The organism is Sphingomonas sp. BK036 (assembly GCF_004216825.1).
GTDB lineage: Bacteria > Pseudomonadota > Alphaproteobacteria > Sphingomonadales > Sphingomonadaceae > Sphingomonas.
In genome coordinates, this window is sequence record NZ_SGXR01000005.1 from 512,758 (window position 1) to 531,672 (window position 18,915).

The 18,915-nt window shown below is 67.7% G+C and carries 13 protein-coding genes; 7 read left to right on the plus strand and 6 right to left on the minus strand.

From position 1 onward, the window contains the following. The first annotated feature begins 64 nt into the window (after positions 1–64). Together EV283_RS12425 and EV283_RS12430 are read left to right on the plus strand one after the other, a co-directional pair. The gene (locus EV283_RS12425) at positions 65–2,437 is read left to right on the plus strand and encodes a TonB-dependent receptor (RefSeq protein ID WP_130325756.1); all 2,373 of its coding nucleotides are present in this window, start codon (positions 65–67) and stop codon (positions 2,435–2,437) included. A gap of 50 nt (positions 2,438–2,487) precedes the next feature. Further along, a complete protein-coding gene (locus EV283_RS12430; RefSeq protein ID WP_130325758.1) occupies positions 2,488–4,959 on the plus strand; it encodes a PhoX family phosphatase in 2,472 nt (823 codons plus the stop codon). A 290-nt stretch (positions 4,960–5,249) separates the two neighbouring features. Here EV283_RS12430 and EV283_RS12435 read toward each other — a convergent pair whose 3' ends face one another. Both EV283_RS12435 and EV283_RS12440 read right to left on the minus strand, forming a co-directional pair. Then, complete coding sequence (locus tag EV283_RS12435; protein ID WP_056415358.1) at positions 5,250–5,642, minus strand: MerR family DNA-binding transcriptional regulator; 393 nt, start codon at positions 5,640–5,642, stop codon at positions 5,250–5,252. Beyond that, on the minus strand, positions 5,639–7,321 hold the full coding sequence (locus tag EV283_RS12440) for a long-chain fatty acid--CoA ligase (RefSeq protein ID WP_242615943.1): 1,683 nt from the start codon (positions 7,319–7,321) through the stop codon (positions 5,639–5,641). Before EV283_RS12440 ends, EV283_RS12435 begins: the two co-directional genes overlap by 4 nt. 131 nt (positions 7,322–7,452) lie before the next feature. Here EV283_RS12440 and EV283_RS12445 point away from each other — a divergent pair, with 131 nt between their 5' ends. The 5 genes from EV283_RS12445 to EV283_RS12465 all read left to right on the plus strand — a co-directional run bounded on the left by EV283_RS12445 (position 7,453) and on the right by EV283_RS12465 (position 13,600). After that, entirely contained in the window at positions 7,453–8,589 is a 1,137-nt protein-coding gene (locus EV283_RS12445; protein WP_130325760.1) for a thiolase family protein, read from the plus strand. After that, complete coding sequence (locus EV283_RS12450; RefSeq protein WP_130326131.1) at positions 8,589–10,907, plus strand: 3-hydroxyacyl-CoA dehydrogenase/enoyl-CoA hydratase family protein; 2,319 nt, start codon at positions 8,589–8,591, stop codon at positions 10,905–10,907. Before EV283_RS12445 ends, EV283_RS12450 begins: the two co-directional genes overlap by 1 nt. Positions 10,908–11,196: 289 nt before the next feature. Then, positions 11,197–11,607 carry a DUF2147 domain-containing protein gene (locus tag EV283_RS12455; protein ID WP_130325762.1) on the plus strand — a complete coding sequence of 137 codons (411 nt, stop codon included), beginning with the start codon at positions 11,197–11,199 and terminating at the stop codon, positions 11,605–11,607. Positions 11,608–11,660: 53 nt separating this feature from the next. After that, positions 11,661–12,965, plus strand: a complete 1,305-nt coding sequence (locus EV283_RS12460) for an outer membrane protein transport protein (RefSeq protein WP_130325764.1) — start codon at positions 11,661–11,663, stop codon at positions 12,963–12,965. A 137-nt stretch (positions 12,966–13,102) separates the two neighbouring features. Beyond that, complete coding sequence (locus EV283_RS12465) at positions 13,103–13,600, plus strand: DUF2141 domain-containing protein (RefSeq protein ID WP_130325766.1); 498 nt, start codon at positions 13,103–13,105, stop codon at positions 13,598–13,600. A 3-nt stretch (positions 13,601–13,603) separates the two neighbouring features. On the opposite strand, the gene EV283_RS12470 is transcribed toward EV283_RS12465, so the two are convergent. From EV283_RS12470 to EV283_RS12485, 4 genes are read right to left on the minus strand one after another with little or no spacing between them, the layout of a single operon-like run. After that, complete coding sequence (locus EV283_RS12470) at positions 13,604–16,027, minus strand: TonB-dependent receptor (RefSeq protein ID WP_130325768.1); 2,424 nt, start codon at positions 16,025–16,027, stop codon at positions 13,604–13,606. Continuing rightward, positions 15,987–16,979, minus strand: coding sequence for a FecR domain-containing protein (locus EV283_RS12475; protein WP_165391778.1), 993 nt, complete (start codon positions 16,977–16,979; stop codon positions 15,987–15,989). Before EV283_RS12475 ends, EV283_RS12470 begins: the two co-directional genes overlap by 41 nt. After that, the gene (locus EV283_RS12480; protein WP_056415380.1) at positions 16,951–17,508 is read right to left on the minus strand and encodes a sigma-70 family RNA polymerase sigma factor; all 558 of its coding nucleotides are present in this window, start codon (positions 17,506–17,508) and stop codon (positions 16,951–16,953) included. Before EV283_RS12480 ends, EV283_RS12475 begins: the two co-directional genes overlap by 29 nt. After that, on the minus strand, positions 17,505–18,851 hold the full coding sequence (locus EV283_RS12485; RefSeq protein ID WP_242615944.1) for a lipopolysaccharide biosynthesis protein: 1,347 nt from the start codon (positions 18,849–18,851) through the stop codon (positions 17,505–17,507). The genes EV283_RS12480 and EV283_RS12485 overlap by 4 nt, the downstream gene beginning before the upstream one ends. Positions 18,852–18,915: the final 64 nt, after the last annotated feature.

Here is an 18,915-nt window from a genome sequence, read left to right on the forward strand (position 1 = left end):
TTATTACGCCATCGAAACGTCACGTCGGCCGCCTAGTGGCTCCCCAACGACACGGGGGGACTTCATGACACACATCTTTACGCGGCTGGCGCTGACGGCGCTCGCCACGACCTGCTCGACGGCAGCACTCGCGCAGGCGGAGCAGCAAGCCGGCACGGCAAGCGACGACATCATCGTTACCGCACAGAAGCGCGAACAGCGGATCGCCGATGTACCGGTCACCGTCACCGCGCTGACCGGCGCACGCATGGCCGCGATCGGCGTCTCCGAACTCGACGAGGTCGCCGCGTTCATCCCCGGCCTGCAGGTGCAGGAGCAGAGCGCGAACAATCCCGGCTTCGTGATCCGCGGCATCACCTCGGACAATGGCTCGTCACAGCAGGGCGCGCGCGTCACCCTCTACTATAACGGCATCGACATCAGCCGGTCGCGCGGCGCGTGGCAGGATCTGTACGATCTCGAGCGGATCGAAGTCGTGAAGGGCCCGCAGGCAACGCTGTTCGGTACCGCCGCCGCGGTCGGCGCAGTCAGCCTCATCTCGAACAAGCCGCAGCCGGGCTTCTCGGGCGGGCTCGATGCCTCCTATGGCAATTTCGACCGGACGCAGGTGTCGGGGTTCCTCAATGCGGGCAACGACATCCTCTCCGGGCGGCTCGCCTTCGCGTACAAGTATCGCAAGGGCTATGTCCGCAACATCGCGGGCGACGCGAACGTCCCGAACCAGAATCAGGGCGGCGTCGACCAGGACGATCTGAACGGGCAGGATCAGCGCGGCGTGCGCGGTTCGCTGCGCTTCACGCCCAGTGACAGCATCACCGCCGATCTCGTCCTCACCTATGACGGCCAGCGCAACCCCGGCACCGCGTTCAAGAGCCGTGCGCATGCCCCGACCGGTGGCCAGACCGGCGACTATGGCTATGCCGAGCTTTCGGGCTCGCCGTATAGCGAGGCCGCGCTCGGCGCGCGCAAGCTCGGGCTCGACCGCAACGTCTATGACGCGAACCTGACGATCGCGGCGGACCTGTCGCCGGGCATCACCTTCACCACGGTCAACGGCTATCGCCGGTTCGACGCGCTCGAGATCTTCGACGCGGATGGCGGCCCCGCAGCGTATCTCGAGTTCGCCGAAGACGCCAAGGGCGACCAGTGGAGCCATGAAAGCCGCTTCGCCTTCGAAGGCCCGAAATACCGCGCCTCGGTCGGCTGGAACGCGTTCTTCGAGAACGGCTTCCAGCGCGTACCGTTCGCGACCGAGGAAGGCACGTATCTCGCCTGCTCGGTTGCCGCTGCCTATGCCCCGATCCGCACCGCGCTCAACGGCGCCGGCATTCCGACCGGAACGGGCTGCGTCGCGGCCAACGGCACGATCCCCGCGACCCGCGCAACCTCCGTGCTGACGGGCGGGCGTGCAACGTCAATACCCTACACCTCGGAGTTCACGAACTACGGCAACAACGACGCCTATTCGGTGTTCGCCGACGCGACCTATATTCCGGTCCCGGCACTCGAACTGACCGCAGGCGCGCGCATCCTGATCGAGGATCGCCAGTCGGGCTATTCCTCGGTCCAGCCCAACTCGGTGATCCTCGCGTCGCTTAACATCCGGACGAGCCTGCTCGGGACCGCCAACACCAATGGCAACAAGTTCGTCGCGAAAAGGAGCTTCACCGCGATCCTGCCGCGCTTCAACGCGCTCCTGAAATTGAACGATGACGTCAACCTCTACGCGACCGTCAGCAAGGGCCGCCGGTCGCCGGTCGTCCAGCTGTCCGCGCAGAACACGGCGTTTGGCGTCGGGCCCAATTTGTCGATCATCGATCCGGAGAATGTCTGGAACTACGAGGGCGGCATCAAGGGCCGGGCCGGACCCTTTAGCGGCGCGGCTTCGGTGTTCTACCAGACATATGACAGCTTCCAGGTCACCACGCAGACCGTGCCCGCCGTCACGCTCAGCGCCGGATCTGCCAAGAATGTCGGTGTCGAACTCGAGGGTAATCTGAAGCTCGCACCCGTTTTGTCGTTCTTCGGCACGTTCAGCTATATCGACAGCAAGATCAGCGATACCGATACCAACGGCAATTATGGCGGCAGCCGCTTCCGCCTCCAGCCCAAATTCACGGCATCCGCCGGGGCGTTGCTGCGCGTGCCGGTCGGTGGCGCGACCGTCTACGCCACGCCAACGGTGACCTATAAGTCGAAGGTCTTCTTCGAGATCCCGAACAGCGAGGCGATCAGCCAGCGCGGCTTCACGCTCTTCAACCTGCGCGCCGGCCTCGAATTTGCGGCGGGCAAGTACAACGTCGGTGGCTTCGTCCGCAACGCGACCAACAAGCGCTACCTGATCGACGCGGGCAACACCGGCGGCAGCTTCGGCATCCCAACGTACATCGCCGGCGAGCCGCGCTTCTACGGCGTCGAGCTGGGCGCGAAATTCTGACTTCCACGCAGTCGTTACATACCGCGCAACCATCCCCGGGGGGACCAAGCATGACGTTCGAGACCATCTATACCGACGGCGATATCGACACCAATCCGACCAGCAACCCGCATCTGAACGACCTGATCGACGTCCGCTACTCGCGGCGCCAGACGCTGATGGGCGGCATGTCGGCCACCGCGGCGGCGGTGTTCGGCGGGATGCTGCTCACCGGGTGCGACGACGACAATGACGGCGGCTCGGATCCCGTGACCGCAACCGCGACCGCGGGCGGCAGCTCGTCCGCCGGTCGCGTCGCGACGCTGACCGGTGCGGCGATCGGCCAGGTCGACAGCGTGAACTGGACCCAGACTGCTGGACCGACGGTGACTCTCGCCGGTGCGAACACGTCGACGGCAACCTTCATCGTCCCGGGCGCGGCGGCCGGCACCGTGCTGAGCTTCCTGTTCACGGCGGTATCGGCCGGCGGTTCGGTAACCGCGACCACGAGCGTGACGGTCGGCGCGGCATCGCTCGGCTTCACGGCAGTTGCCAAGAGCCTCGCCGATGTCGTTGCGGTCCCTACCGGATATGCCGTCACCGTCCTGTACCGGCTGGGTGATCCGATCGGCAGCGGAGTCGGCGCCTATACCAATGATGGTACCGACACGACCTTCTCCAAGCGCGCGGGCGATCACCATGACGGCATGAGCTATTTCGGCATGTCCGCTACGGGCACGCCCGACGCCAACGGCAACGCGCGCGGTCTGCTCGTCCTCAACCACGAGAATATCACGCAGGCCTATCTCCATCCGAACGGCGCCACCTCGACCGGCGGCGTGCGCCCCGAGGCCGAGGCGCTCAAGGAAATGGAATGCCACGGCGTGTCGGTCATCGAGGTCAACCGCTCAGCGAGCTGGGCCTATGCGCCGACCTCGTCGTTCAACCGCCGGATCACCCCGCTGACGCCGATGAGCTTCTCGGGCCCCGTCCGCGGTGCCGACAGCCTCAAGACGCGCTATTCGCCCGATGCGACCACGGGGCGCGGCACGATCAACAATTGTGCAAACGGCACAATGCCTTGGAACACGTATCTGACGAACGAAGAGAACTGGGTCGGCTATTTCAAGCGCGAAGTCGGCGACGCGGCGCGGCGCGCGGCAACCGGCGCGGTCGGCGTGAAGGCCAACACGTCGCTGACGCGCTACGGCAAGACCGAGAGCAACACCGGCGGCAATTATGGCTGGTCGACGGTGACGCCGGCGGACACTACCAGCACGCTCTATTCGCGCTGGAACATCACCGCACAGGCCGGCGCACCCGCCGATGGCACGGGCGACTTCCGCAACGAGATCTTCCAATATGGCTGGGTGGTCGAGATCGATCCGTTCGACGCCGCCTCGACGCCTCGCAAGCGGACCGCGCTGGGCCGCATGAACCATGAGGGGTGCCAGATCGGCCGGACGATCGCTGGCGTGAAGCCCGCCTTCTACATGGGCGACGATGCGCAGAACGAGTATATCTACAAATTCGTGTCGGCGACGCCCTGGGCGACGGCGGATGCCGCCGCGGCGAACCGTCTCGCGATCGGCGACAAGTATCTCGATACGGGAACGCTTTACGTCGCGAAGTTCGCAGCGGACGGTAGCGGCCAGTGGCTGCCGCTGGTGTTCGGTCAGGGCCCCCTCACCTCCGCCAATGCGGCCTATCCGTTCGCCAGCCAGGTCGACGTGCTGATCAACACGCGCCTTGCCGCGGATGCGCTGGGTGCGACGCGGATGGATCGGCCGGAGTGGACCGCGGTCAACCCCGCGACCGGCGAGATGTACTGCACGCTCACCAACAACTCGTCGCGTACCGTGGCGACCACGGATGCGCCCAACCCGCGCGCCTATGTCGATCCCAAGACCACCGGCGGGCAGACCACCGGCAACGCCAACGGGCATATCATCCGCCTGCGCGAGACCGGCGACACGTCCGAGGCAACAACCTTCGCCTGGGACATCTATGCGTTCGGCGCAGGGTCCGATCTGGATGCGACCAACATCAACCTGTCGGGTCTCGATGCGACCAACGACTTCTCGTCGCCCGACGGTCTGTGGTTCGGCCTGCCGAGCAACGCCTCGGGCACGATCGCGCCGGTGATGTGGATCGAGACCGACGACGGCGCCTATACCGACGTCACCAACTGCATGCTGCTCGCCTCGGTGCCGGGAAGCGTCAACGATGGCGGAACGCGGACGGTGACCAACACGATCGGTGCGGCGACCGGCTCGGTGACCACGCGGATCGGCAAGACGCCGGGGGCGGCGCTGCGCCGCTTCCTGGTCGGGCCGAAGGAGTGCGAGATCACCGGCATCCACACGACACCGGACGGGCGGTCGCTGTTCGTCAACATCCAGCATCCGGGCGAGAATGGCGGCCCGACCAACATCACCAGCAGCTGGCCGGCGAACCAGGCGGGCACGGTGACGACGCCCTCGCGGCCACGCTCGGCGACGATCGTGATCACGAAGAACGATGGCGGCGTGGTGGGGCTTTAAGCCACGCTGCAATCCTCCCCCGCCAGGGAGTGCGAGGTTGGCGACGGAGGGGGAGGACACGAAACGGCGGTCGTCGCTGACTTCCCCCTCCGTCTGGCAAGAGCCAGCCACCTCCCCCTGGCGGGGGAGGATTGGCGCCCCCCTCACCCCTCACCACCCCGGCGAAGGCCGGGGTCCAGTTGGGGGACGTCGCCAACTGAGCGCAGCGCGGTGTTACTGCAACCTTTCCAACTGGGCCCCGGCCTCCGCCGGGGTGGTGCAACTCTCGGCGGGGTAGCGCTTCTAAGGTCCTAGACCGCCCCGTCCGGAATCCGCGCGAGCGCCTCCTGCTCGATCTTCTCCAGCTCGTCGCGCGTCTGGACGATCGCCTCGCGTTGCGCATCCAGAAGGTCGATCCGCTGGCGGCAACGTTCCGCCAGCGCGCGCATCTGTTCGACATGCTGCGGATCGGCGTCGTACAGGTCGAGGAACTCCTCGATGTCGCGCAGCGTGAACCCCAGCCTTTTGCCGCGCAGGATCAGCTGCATCCGCGCCACTTCGCGCCGCGTGTAGACACGCGTCGTGCCGATCCGGCACGGCTCGATCAGCCCCTTGTCCTCATAGAATCTGAGCGTGCGCGCGCTCACGCCGAGCATGCGCGAAACCTCCTGTATCCCGGTAAGATCGTCCTGTCGGTCGTTCACGCGTCCACTCCCCTCGCCTCCGACGCTGCTGCCTTGGCGGCCTCTTCTGCGACAAGTTCCTTTTTGGAGAGCTTGCCGATCAGCGTCTTGGGCAGAGTGTCGCGGATTTCCACCTCGCGGGGAAGCTCGATCTTGCTGATCTTGTCACGCAAAAAATCACGCAGTTCGAGCGGGGTAGCCGCCGCTCCTTCGGCCAGCACGACGAAGGCTTTGGGTGCTTGCCCACGATATGTGTCGGGCACGCCGATGACCACCGCCTCCAGCACGGCGGGGTGTTCGTACAGCGCCTCCTCGATCACGCGCGGATAGACGTTGTAGCCGCCGCACAGGATCAGGTCCTTGATCCGGTCGACGATGAACAGATAGCCGTCCGCGTCGAGATGGCCGACGTCGCCGGTGCGCAGCGCGCCGTCGACGAACAGGTCGGCGGTCGCGGCGGGCTTGTGCCAATAGCCTTGCGTAATCTGGGGGCCGCGTGCGCAGATTTCGCCATTCTCGCCGATCGGCAGCACCCGGGACGGATCCTCGCGGTCGCGAATCTCGATCGTCGTGCCCGGAAACGGCAGGCCCGCCGAGCCCGGCTTGTTTATTCCCCCGATCGGGTTGCAGGTGATGATCGGCGAAGCCTCGGACAGACCGTAGCCCTCGACGAGTTTGGCGCCGGTCGCCGCCTCGAATGCGGTGCGAACCTCGGCGGGCAGCGGCGCGCCGCCCGATATGCAGGCGTGGATCGAGGACAGGTCGATGGACTGCGTATCCGCCGCGGTGGTGATCGCGGCATAGATCGTCGGCACCGCGGGGAAATAGCTCGGTTTGGTCCGCGCGATCGTCTTGAGCAGCTGCTGCAATTCGAAGCGCGGCAGCAGGATCATCTCCGCGCCGGTCCGGATCGAATAGGTCAGCACCGTCGTCAGCGCAAAGACGTGGAACAGCGGCAACGCGCCGAGCACGCGGTCCTGGTGCGGCTGCTCACCACCGACGAACACCACCATCGCATCGGCGTTGGCGACCAGGTTCGCATGGCTGAGCATCGCCGCTTTAGGCTCGCCGGTCGTGCCGCCGGTATATTGCAGCACAGCGACGTCGTTCGGGGCGACCTCGACCGGCACCGGCGCGCCCTTCGCCTTCAACAGCGAGTCGAACGTGCAATGGCGCGCGTCGCTGGGGGCGTGGGCGATCTCGGCGCGCTTGAAGATCCGGTAGGCGATCGACTTCAGCGTCGGTAGCGCGCCGGCGATCGGGCAGGTGATGACGTGCTTCACGCCCATCTGCCCGGCGACCTTCAGCACGCGCGCATGGATCTCGGTAATGTCGCAGGTGGCGATGATCGTCGCGCCCGAATCCTCGAGCAGATGCGCCAGCTCGCGCTCGACATAGAGCGGGTTGACGTTGACGACGATGCCGCCGGCCTTGAGGATCGCGAAGAACAGGATCGGATAATAGGGCGTGTTGGGCAGGCAGAGCGCGACCCGCGTACCCTTGACGACGCCGAGATCCTGAAGGCCCCGCGCGGCGCGGTCGACCGACTGGCCGAGCTCGGCATAGGTCAGCGTGCGGCCCATGAAGTCAAGAACGTTGCGCGACCCGAACCGGCGGACCGAGCTGTCGAGCATGTCGCCCAGCAACCGCGGCTGGCCCGGCAACGCTATGCCGACTGCGGTACCTGAAGTGTCCTGCATCTCGCTCTCCCTTACTCGATGTGCGTAAGCCATATTGTCGGCCGCTTCACCTTGACGTAAAGGTGAGGTATCGCACCTTAAGGGTAACCCGCAAGCGTTAACCGGGTCGACCGCAATATGAGAGGATCTTCGTGACCAACGTCGTCATCGCCGGGTACGCCCGTTCGCCGTTCCACCTCGCCGGCAAGGGCGAGCTCGCCCGCGTCCGTCCGGACGACCTCGCCGCACAGACGATTCGCGGCCTGCTCGACAAGACCGGCGTCGATCCCGCCGAGATCGAGGACATCATCCTCGGCTGCGCCTTCCCCGAGGGCGAGCAGGGTCTCAACGTCGCCAAGCTGATCGCACAGATCGCCGACCTGCCGATCTCGGTCGGCGGGATGACGGTCAACCGGTTCTGCGGCTCGTCGATGAGCGCGATCCACATCGCCTATGGCCAGATCGCGGTCGGCGCGGGCGAGGCGTTCATCTGCGCGGGACTCGAGTCGATGAGCCGCGTGCCGATGGGCGGCTACAACCCCCTGCCCAACCCCGCACTCGCGAAGAAGAGCGCCGGCGCCTATATGGGCATGGGCGAAACCGCCGAGAACGTCGCGCGCCAATACCAGATCACGCGCGCCGAGCAGGACGCGTTCGCGGTGAAGAGCCAGGACAAGGCCGCCGCGGCGCGCACCGATGGCCGGCTGTCCGACGAGATCGTGACGATCCAGACCAAGGCGGGCCCGGTAAGTCAGGACGGCACGATCCGCGCCGGCACGACGACCGAAGCGCTCGCCGGCCTGAAGCCCGCGTTCAGCGCGGAAGGTTCGGTGACGGCCGGCACGTCGTCGCCGCTGACCGATGGCGCGTCCGCGGTGCTCGTCACCTCGGAGGAGTTCGCCAAGAAGCATGGCCTGACGATTCTCGCGCGGATCAAGTCGATCGGCGTGTCGGGTTGCGCGCCCGAGACGATGGGGCTCGGCCCGATCGGTGCGTCGAAAAAGGCGCTCGAGCGTGCCGGGATCACCGTCGCCGACCTCGACGTGGTCGAGATCAACGAGGCGTTCGCCAGCCAGGCGATCGCCTGCATCCGCGATCTCGGGCTGAAGGACGAGACGATCAACCTCGATGGCGGTGCGATCGCGATCGGTCATCCGCTCGGCGCGACCGGCGCGCGGATCGTCGGCAAGGCCGCCGCGCTGCTCGCACGCGAAGGCGGCCGCTACGCGCTCGCGACGCAGTGCATCGGCGGCGGTCAGGGCATCGCGACGGTGCTGGAGCGCGCATGATGGTCGATCAGGTGAAGAAGGTCTGCGTCATTGGCGCAGGCGTCATGGGTGCAGGTATTGCGGCACAGGTCGCCAATGCCGGCATCCCGGTGCTGCTCCTCGACATCGTCCCCCGTGGCGGCGACGATCGCGATGCGGTCGCCAAGGGCGCGGTCGCCAAGATGCTCAAGACCGACCCCGCGCCCTTCATGTCGAAGCGCGCGGCCAAGCTGGTCGAGACGGGTAACATTGACGATCATCTGGACCGGGTCGCCGAGTGCGACTGGATCGTCGAGGCGATCGTCGAGCGGCTCGACATCAAGCAGGCGCTCTTCGCCAAGCTCGAGGCGTTGAAGCGCCCGGGCACCGCGGTGTCGTCGAACACCTCGACGATCCCGCTCGGCAACCTGGTCGAGGGGCGGACGGACCAGTTCAAGGCCGACTTCCTCATCACCCATTTCTTCAACCCGCCGCGCTACATGCGGCTGGTCGAGATCGTTCGCGGCGCGCACACCGACGTCGCGGTCGCCGAGAAGGTCGAGGATTTCGTCGATCGCTTCATGGGCAAGCGCATCGTCCGCGCGAAGGACACGCCGGGCTTCATCGCCAACCGCATCGGCACCTATTGGCTGGCGATCGCGATCAACGCAGCGATGGACCAGGGGCTGACCGTCGAGGAGGCCGACCAGATCGGTGGCCGTCCGATGGGCGTGCCCAAGACCGGGATCTTCGGCCTCGTCGATCTCGTCGGCGTCGACTTGATGCCGCTGCTGTCGAAGAGCCTCTCCTCCACGCTGCCCGCGGGCGATCCGTATTTCGACACGGTGCGCGAGTTGCCGCTGGTCGACAAGATGATCGCCGAGGGTTTCACCGGCCGCAAGGGCAAGGGCGGCTTCTACCGCTTCGACAAGGCGACTCGCACCAAGCTGTCGCTCGATCTCGCGACCGGCGAGTATCGGCCCGAGGCCAAGCCCGCGGAGCTGCCCGGCAAGACGGGCAAGGATCTCGCCGCGCTGATCGCCGAGCCCGGCAAGATCGGCACCTATGCCTGGACGATCCTCGGCAACACGCTGTCCTATGCGGCGATGCTTGTGGGCGAGGCGGCGGACGATGTCGTCGCGATCGATGACGCGATGAAGCTCGGCTATAACTGGAAATACGGGCCGTTCGAGCTGATCGACCGGATGGGGCCGGGCGTTCTCGCTGCGCGGCTCGCCGACGAAGGCCGCGACGTTCCCGCAATCCTGACGACCGCGGGCGATCGTCCGTTCTACCGCGTCGAGGATGGCCAGCGCCAGTATCTCACGACGGGCGGCGACTATGCCGACGTGCCGCGCGCGGACGGCGTCGAACTGCTCGAGGATATCAAGCTTCGGTCGCAGCCGATCCTCCAGAACCTGTCGGCGTCGCTCTGGGATGTCGGCGACGGTGTCGCCGCGCTCGAGTTCCACACCAAGATGAACGCGCTCGACGATCAGGTCGTCGCGCTCATCAACGAGGCGATCCCGGTCGTCCGCGAGCGTTTCAAGGCGCTCGTGGTGTATAATGAGGCGTCGAACTTCTCGGCGGGCGCAAATCTCGGCGCGGCGATGTTCGCGGTCGGGGCGGGCCTGTGGGACATGGTTGAGGCCAGCGTCAAAGGCGGGCAGCAGGCATACAAGGCGCTCAAATACGCGCCCTTCCCGGTCGTCAGCGCCCCCGCGGGCCTCGCGCTCGGCGGCGGATGCGAGGTGCTGATCCATTCGGACGCGGTGCAGGCGCATGCCGAAACCTATGCAGGGCTCGTCGAATGCGGCGTCGGGCTCGTCCCCGGCTGGGGCGGCAATGGCGAGATGCTCGATCGCTGGACCAAGTCGCGGACGCTGCCGAACGGGCCGATGCCGGTGCTAACCAAGGTGTTCCAGGCGGTCTCCACCGCGCAGGTCGCCAAGTCGGCGGCGGAGGCGAAGGAGATGATGATCCTGCGCAAGGACGACGGTATCACGATGAACCGCGACCGGTTGCTCGCGGACGCCAAGGCCAAGGCGCTGTCGCTCGTCGAGGGCTATGTCGCACCCGAGGCGCCGACCTTCCGCCTCGCCGGCGAAAGCGGCCGCACGGGGCTGAACATGGCGGTCGCGGACTTCCACAAGAAGGGCATGGCGACCGAGTACGACCTCGTCGTCGCGGATCGTCTCGCCGAGGTGCTGACAGGCGGCGACGCCGATCTGGTCGACACCGTCACCGAGGATCAGCTGCTCGACCTCGAGCGCGCAGCGTTCATGGCGAGCGTGAAGGATCCGCGCACCCAGGCCCGCGTCGTCCACATGCTGCAGACAGGCAAGCCGCTGCGGAACTGACCGCCTCTCCGTCACCCCGGACGTGTTCCGGGGTCCACCGTTCCGCAAACCCGCCGCTTTCGAGTACGTGGAACGGTGGATGCCGGAACAAGTCCGGCATGACGGGGCTGTGTGAACACTAATTCACACACCCAGATCAGTAAGAAGACTTGACTTGTCTTCGTACAAAACTAGGGCGGACCGATAACTGCCGTATACGGCAACGGGATCGCGCTAACGTCGCGCCCCTTACGAGAGATTAACGACCGTACATATACGGCGGACCGACAATTTTAGGAGAGGAGAGAAGATGTCCCTGTTGATGATCGCCGCCATGCTTGCCGGCGCGCCCGCTACGGCGGAGACAGTGATCGGTCGCTGGAAGACCGAAACCCACAACGCCATCGTCGAGATTGCCCGCTGCGGCCCGTCGATCTGCGGCAAGATCCTGACCTCCGACGCGCTGCGCGCCAATCCTGCGATGAAGGATGCGAACAACGCGAACACTGCGCTGCGCAACCGTCCGATCCAGGGCATGCAGATGCTGAGCGGCTTCAAGGCCGACAAGGACGGCGTCTGGAGCAGCGGGCAGGTCTACAATGCCGAGGACGGCAAGACCTATAGCGGCAAGATCACGCCGCTCGGTGCGAACCAGCTCAAGCTGCGCGGCTGCGTCTTCTTCCCGCTCTGCAAGACGCAGACCTGGACGCGCGTGCGCTGAGACGCCCCCACCACCCTGCCTGTTCCCCCGATCTCCAGTACAGAGTTTGCTTCATGTCCCTGCGTATCAAAGCACCGCTTCTCCTCGCCTCCGCCCTCGTCGGCACCGTCGGCTTCGCCAGCGCAGCCTATGCTGACGCCTTCTACCTTCAGGCGCAGTCCGCGCGCGGCGCAGGCCGTGCATTCTCGGGCGAAGGTGCCGATACCGGCCCCGACTCGCTGTGGTGGAACCCGGCGGCGATCGCCGGCATCCGCGACGGCAGCGCGACGCTGAGCGCGACCGCGATCCTGCCCAAGGGCGACGTCGTCGACACCGGCACGCGGATCTGCCGCCCGGGCCAGGCCTGCACCGGCATCAGCGGCCAGTCGAACTCGCGCGATCCGATCAACAAGGGCGTCGTCCCGTCGGGTTCGATCGCCTATCCGCTGACCGACCGGATCGCGGTCGGCCTCGCGGTCACCTCGCCCTTCAGCTTCACGACCAACTATGACGGCGACAGCTGGGCACGCTACAGCGCGGACAAGACGCGGCTGCGCACGATCGACATCCAGCCTTCGATCGGTGTGGTCGTCACCGACTGGCTCCGCGTCGGCGGTGCGCTGAACGTCGAATATACCGACGCGATCCTCAACAACGCGCTCCCCAATCTGTCCGCGGCACTGCCGGATGGGCATCAGGAGTTGAAGGGCGATGGCTGGGACTTCGGCTGGACCGCCGGCGTCCAGCTGCACAACAACTTCGCGACCGTCGGCATCAGCTACAAGTCGAGCATCCGGCATAACCTGAAGGGCGATCTCACCGTCAGCGGCCTCGTCGGTCCGCTCGCATCGTCGAACACCACCGTGTCGGGCGCCAAGGCCGCGTTCAACACGCCGGGCCAGGTGATCGTCGCGGGCCGGTTCCGCGGCACCGACAAGCTGACGCTCAACGCGCAGGTCGTCGCGTATAACTGGAGCAAGTTCGACACGATCGATCTCGGCGCGCCGCTCAACACCGCGATCCCCGAAAACTACATGGACAGCTGGAGCCTCGCAGGCGGCTTCGACTATGACGTCACGCCCAAGCTCACCGTGCGCGCGGGCGTGCAGCGTACCAAGTCGCCGACGCAGGACGGCTCGCGCGACGCACGCGTTCCCGACGCCGATCGCTGGACCTATGCAGCGGGTGGCTCGTACCAGCTGTCGTCGCACATCGCGCTCGACGCTGGCGCGCAATATGTCGACTTCGCCAACACGACGATCGACCGCATCACCGCGGCCTATGTCGGCACCGCGGCGCAAACCAACATCCTGACCTCGGGTGCGCTGCGCAACGCCTCGGCAGTCGTGCTGTCGCTCGGTGGCCGCGTCACCTTCTAAGCGACTCCAGGGTAACGAAAAGCGGGGTGTGTCGCCGGTTCCGGCGGCGCACCCCGCTTGCGTAGGGCGCTTGTGCACCGGGCCGATGCGCGCCCGCCGACCTTGCGCGGGGCGATCGACGCCCTACGTCCGTGATCATGATAAGCTTGTATCTGGCAGCCTTGCTGTCGGCGCCGACTGCGTCCGTCCATCCGATCGGCCCCGACGCGGCGAAGTGCGCCGCGGGGAGTTCCCATCCCGCGCTTCTGGTCGACGTGACGGGCTTCAAGAACCGCGCCGGCACCGTCCGCGTGCGCGTCTTCGGCGGCGCGCCCTCGCGTTATTTCGACAAGAAGACCGCGCTGCTCCGGACCGAGATCGCGGTGCCGCGCGACGGCAGCGTCGCGGTCTGCATGCCCGTTGCGCAACCCGGCGTGTACGCCGTCGACGTGCGCCACGACTATAACGCGAACGGCAAGACCGATCGCAACGATGGCGGTGGTGCCTCGGGCAACCCGCACGTGACGCTGTTCGACATGCTGTTCTCGCGCAAGCCCGATCCGAAGACCGTCCAGGTCAGGGTGGGCAACGGTACGACGATCGTCCCGGTCACGCTCACCTATCTCCAGGGCGGGTCGATCAAGCCGATCCGCTAGCACTCACCACGCCACCGCCGCGCCCAGCCTCACGGTGCGCGGCCGCAGCGGCGTGTACTCGTTGCGCGCCGCCAGCGCGAAGGGGTTGCCGCCCGCAAAGCGATCGCCCCTGACGTCGAACAGATTGTCGATCGTCCCGGTCAGCCGCACCCGCCCCTTCGACCACGTCGTCCCGAGCTGCGCGGCGCCGTAATCGCCCTGCGACACGTCGAGCGGCGCCTGCGTGCCGACCGTCGACCGGCCGACATAACGCCACCCGCCATCGACGCTCATCCGCGCCTCGCCGCCCAGCGCCCACGCATAGCCGATGCTGCCCGCCGCCGCGAAGGGCGGCGTGTTGGGTAGTCGCGTTCCGACCTGACGGCGCAACGCCGGATCGGGATCGGACACGCGCGTATCGTTGAGGAACATCGCCGCGTCGAGCCGCAAGCCCGGCAGCACCACCCAGTCGAGGCTGGCCTCGACCCCGCGAATATGGCTGTTGCCGAGATTGGTGGTGAACGGGAACCCGTTTCGGTCGACCAGATCGGCCTGGATATGGCGCCAGTCCGTCACCGACAGACCAACGGATCCGGCCACCCCGGTCGCCCCGCGACGCTCCCTGCGCAGGCCGATCTCGCCGACATGGATGCTGTCGGGGACGAGATCGGCAACTCGCCCGACCCCGGCTGCGACGGTGATCCCGCCGGTCCGGAACCCGGACTGGTAGCGCGCATAGGCGGCAAGCGACGGCGTCAGCAGCCACGACGCGCCAAGCGTCGGATCGACCCGCGTCGAACTGCGGCCGCGGATGAAGTTGCTGGTCTTCAGGCTGGCGATCGGATCGCCGTCGGTGCGCTGGTGCGTCAATCGTCCGCCCGCGGTGATCGTCAGCGCCGACGTGACCGCCACGCTCCCCTCGCCGAACAGCGCGGCATCGAACGTGCGGTTGGTGACGCCGACGATGTCGCGCAACCGGTTCGGTGCGCCGTACATCCGCGCATAGGCGTCGCGCGCATGGATCACCGCTACCCCGATCAGCCACCCGCCACCGTCCTTGCCGGTCCGCGACAGCCGTGTCTCGTGCGAGAACAACCGGCTGCGCTCGTCCGTGTCATACGCGATCGGGAAATTCGGCCGACCGGGCCTGGTCGCGTCGAACCGGCTGTCGGCATCGCGGTGGACCAGACCGGTCGCGGACACCAGATGCAGCCCGTCCTCCCACCGCCGGTCGACGACGATGCGCCCGAGGAGATATTGCTGTTCGAACGGCTGCGCGAGCAACGACGCGCGCGCCAGCGACCCGGCACCGCGTTCGGCGTATTGCAGATTGGGCGCGGACACGTGCTGCGCGACGATCCCGGCATCGATCGTCCAGCCCCGCGCCGGCGCGACGCGAACGTCGAACCGTCCGCCGGTCGTCGAGACCCGGTTCACGTTGCGCAGCGTCCGCAACACGTCGTCGATATAGCCGCCCTCGACCAGGTTATACGCGACCAGACGCACACCGACCGCATCGCGCAGAAGCGGCAGGTTGATCATCCCGGCGATGTCGCCACCCGGCGCGCCCGACCGGGTCGTGCTGATCCCGCCCGAGACGGTGGCGGAGCGGCCGGTCAGGTCGACCGGGTGCGGGACCAGCCGGACGATGCCCCCGATCGCGCCCGCGCCATAGAGCGTCCCCTGCGGTCCCTCGAGTATCTCGACCTGCTCGACGTCGTACAGGTTCAGCCCTGGATCGGGGCCGTTATACGCGACAGGGACCTCGCCGAAATACACGTTGGCGGTCGACTGGGTCGGCCCCGTGAAGCTGCTGTCGGCGACCCCGCGGATGAACAGCTTGTTGCGGCCCGCACCAAGCGCGGTGCCCTGGAGGATCGGCGTCGCGGCGATCGCGCGGTCCATCCCGTTGGCCGCGTCGGCCCCTACCCGCGCGATGCCGTCCGCCCGAAAGATCGTCAGCGCCCCCGGAAAGCGGAGCTGCGAGGTCGCGCGCTTCGTCGCCGTGACGATGACGTCCGGCCCCGGCGCCGTGTCCGGCACGACCGGCGCCACCACCCGGACCACGGGCTTAGGCACAGGCCGGACGGGGCGCGGCGCAATGCGGCGGCGAACGATCCTGAAGCTGTCCGGGCCGAGCCGTTGCGCGGCATAGCCCGTCCCCGCGAGCAGTCGATCGAGCGCATCGGCTGCGGACAACACGCCTTTTACCCCGGCCGACCTGGCCTGTCCGAGCCGGGGCTCCGCGCTGCCGATATCGACGCCCGCCTGTTGCGCAAGCACCGCGATCGCGCGGTCGAGCGGCCCCGGCGCAACCGCGATCGCCCGCCGCACCGCTGCGTGGACGGGGGCGGACGGCAGCACGGCAAACGACGGCACGGCAAGCAGCGAAACGGCAACGCGGAGGTTAGGGACCGGCATGGCCTCCCACCAGACGCCAGCGGCCATCGACCTGCTCCGCACGCGCGCCGATCAACGCGGCCGCGCGCGGGATCAGGCGATCGGCACCGCCGGTGACGCCGATCGACCCGGTGAACGGAGTCTCGCGCAACCCCGGCGCGACCTGCACGACGACGCCCGTGCTGCGCTCCAGCGCGGCGGCGACGAGACGGACCGGCGTCCGCTGGAACACGAGCCGCCCGTTGCGCCAGCCGCCGACATCACCGACCGCCACGCCCGACAGCCGCGGCGCCTCGCCGTCGAGATGCGACAGCGCGGCCCCCGCGGTCAGCATGATCCGCTCCTGCTCGGGCTGGAACATCACCGCGCCCTCCGCCACCTGCACGCCGAGATGCGGACCGACGCGCGCGACGTTGAAGACCGTGCCGACGTCCTCCAACCGCATCGTCCCGGACTGGACGACGAACGGATGCGCGGCGTCATGCGTCACGTGGAAGGTTGCCTCACCGCGCTCGAGCGTGACCAGGCGCGCGGCGCCGTCGTCGATCGCGAGCTTGGTGCCGCCATTCAGCTCGATCCGGCTGCCATCCGCCAGCACCACTGCGCGCCGCACGCCGCTGGGCGTCTCGACGATCCGCATCGCGCGGTCGGTCTCCAGCGGCAGCATCACGACGCCGATCCCCGCGGCGGCAAGCCCCCCGAACGCCGCGAGCGCCCAGCGGCGACGCGGTGCGGCACGATCGTCGTTGGCGGCGGCGAGCGGCACCGTATCGGACCAGTCGGGCGGCGTCAGCGCATCGTCGAGTTCGGCATCGGCACGGGTCAGCGCGTCATAGGCGTCGCCATGCGCGGGATCCGCCTCGAGCCAGTCGATGAACGCGCGCCACTCCTCCGCGCCCGCGCTCGGCAGGCGAAGATGCCACGCCACGGCCTCGTCCGCCGCGGCATCGACGTTGGTCTGGCCGGTCCACTCATCGACCATCGCGCTGGTCCTCCTCATGTGGGAGACGTCCTGCCCGTGCGACATCCGCACCGGAATCAGGCCGTTGCACGTGAATTCTCAGATAGGCGCGGTGCAGCAGCTTCTCGACGCCGCTGACGGTGATCCCCATTCGCTCGGCGATCGCCTTTTGCGGCAGGTCCTCGAACCGGTACAAGCGGAACGCGGTGGCGACGCGGTCGGGCAGCCGGGCCAGCGTCGCCTCGACGCGGGCCAGCCGTTCGCGGGCGATCAGCGCGCGTTCGGCATCGGGCTGTTCGTCGGCCCCCGACTGCGTTTCCATCCAGCCGGTATCGCGATCGACGCGGCGCACTGCGCGACGGCGTCGGTCGACCGCGATATTGTTCGCCATCCGGCAGATATAGCCGACCGGCTCGGCGATCGGGCCGCCGGTCACCGTCTCCAGCTTCAGCCACAGGTCCTGCAACGCGTCCTCGGCCTCCTCCACGCTCCCGAGCCGGGCGACGAGCAGCCGCAACAGCATCGCCCGCTCGGCGAGGAACACCGCGCGAAGCCCGCCCAGCGTCATGCCGGCGCGCGCCGGGCATCGCTGCGGAACATCGCCGCCAGCGCCAGGATCGCGACGCCGTTCTGCAGCAGCGCGTGCCACCCTGCCCCGTCGGTGCCGAACGCCCACAGCAGCAGCGGCAGCAGCGGATAAAGCGCAAGACTGGTGACCAGCCCGACCGTCATCGACCGTCCGGGAAGCCCCAGCGCAGTCAGCCCGGATGCGAGCGGCGCGCCTGCCAACCCGGCCGCGCGCGCGCTTGCGATCAGGATCAACAGCGCCGTCCCGCCGCCGAAGCTCGCCCCGCCGAGCAGCACGAGCAGCCGGTTGCCGCCCAGCGCGAGGATCAGGACGATCGGCAGCGCGACCGCCAGTGCGATCCCCGCGCTGCGCCACACCGTGTGCCGCAACCCGGCGAGGTCACCGCGCGCGACCTGCGCGGCGAGGACGGCATAGCTCGCCTGGCTGAGCAGCACGGTCGGCTGCGCCAGCAGCGCGGTCGCGCGCTGCGTCAGCGCCAACAGCCCCGCCGCCGCCGGACCAAGCAGCCAGCCAACCGTCAGCGGCGCGAGATTGGGCGCCAGTTCGCGCACCGTGATGTCGAAATTGGTGATCAGGATGAACCGGGTCAGCCCCGCGGTATCGCGCGCCGCACCGCGCCACGGCCCGCGCACCGGCGCGCCCTTGGCGAGCCTACGCCACGCGACGAGCCCGAACCCCCACATCGCCAGCCCCTCCGCGACCGCAGCAACCAGCCAGACCGCGAGGAACCCGATCAGCCCGCCCCCCGCGAACCAGACCCCCAGCGCGCCGATCAGCCGGATCAGCGGCGACACCGCCTGGTGCAGCCCGATCAGATCGAACCGCCCGGCGATCTGGAGCAGCCCCTGCGGCGTCGCGCGCACCGTCGCAAGGACCGCAAGGCTGTAGGGGATGGCGATCGCGATCGTGTCCGGTGACCAGCCGAGCCGCGGGCCGATCAGCGGCACCAGCAGCGCCGCGACGAGGATCGCGACGACCCCGCAGCCGAGTTCGATCACCGCCAGGAACCGGACGATCCGCGCGAAGCCGGCGTGATCCCCGCGCTCCAGTGCGATCCCGCCATAGCGGACCACGCCGTGGAACCCCGAAAAGGCCAGCACGCTGCCAACGAGCACCGCATAGGCGTTGACCAGCACGAGTACGCCATAGTCCGCCGCGCCGAGACGGTGCGTGACGAGGACGAGATAGATCAGGCTCATCACCCCGGCCGCGGCCTTGCCGCCGAGCAGGTGACCGAGGTTGGCCAGCACCAGCATCACACCCGAACGCGCCTGCGTCGCGTCACCTTGCGCGGCGGGAAGAGGACGAAGCAATGATCGCATCGACGCCCCTTAGGCGCACCCCGATGCAGCGACGACCGGAAAGTTCCGTCAATCGCATACGATG

Bases quoted from the DNA above. Each gene is read 5' to 3' on its own strand.
- EV283_RS12425 (WP_130325756.1), top strand. From the start codon at position 65: ATGACACACATCTTTACGCGGCTGGCGCTGACGGCGCTCGCCACGACC.
- EV283_RS12430 (WP_130325758.1), top strand. From the start codon at position 2,488: ATGACGTTCGAGACCATCTATACCGACGGCGATATCGACACCAATCCG.
- EV283_RS12440 (WP_242615943.1), bottom strand. From the start codon at position 7,321: ATGCAGGACACTTCAGGTACCGCAGTCGGCATAGCGTTGCCGGGCCAG.
- EV283_RS12450 (WP_130326131.1), top strand. From the start codon at position 8,589: ATGGTCGATCAGGTGAAGAAGGTCTGCGTCATTGGCGCAGGCGTCATG.
- EV283_RS12455 (WP_130325762.1), top strand. From the start codon at position 11,197: ATGTCCCTGTTGATGATCGCCGCCATGCTTGCCGGCGCGCCCGCTACG.
- EV283_RS12460 (WP_130325764.1), top strand. From the start codon at position 11,661: ATGTCCCTGCGTATCAAAGCACCGCTTCTCCTCGCCTCCGCCCTCGTC.
- EV283_RS12465 (WP_130325766.1), top strand. From the start codon at position 13,103: ATGATAAGCTTGTATCTGGCAGCCTTGCTGTCGGCGCCGACTGCGTCC.
- EV283_RS12470 (WP_130325768.1), bottom strand. From the start codon at position 16,027: ATGGCCGCTGGCGTCTGGTGGGAGGCCATGCCGGTCCCTAACCTCCGC.
- EV283_RS12475 (WP_165391778.1), bottom strand. From the start codon at position 16,979: ATGAGGAGGACCAGCGCGATGGTCGATGAGTGGACCGGCCAGACCAAC.
- EV283_RS12480 (WP_056415380.1), bottom strand. From the start codon at position 17,508: ATGACGCTGGGCGGGCTTCGCGCGGTGTTCCTCGCCGAGCGGGCGATG.
- EV283_RS12485 (WP_242615944.1), bottom strand. From the start codon at position 18,851: ATGCGATCATTGCTTCGTCCTCTTCCCGCCGCGCAAGGTGACGCGACG.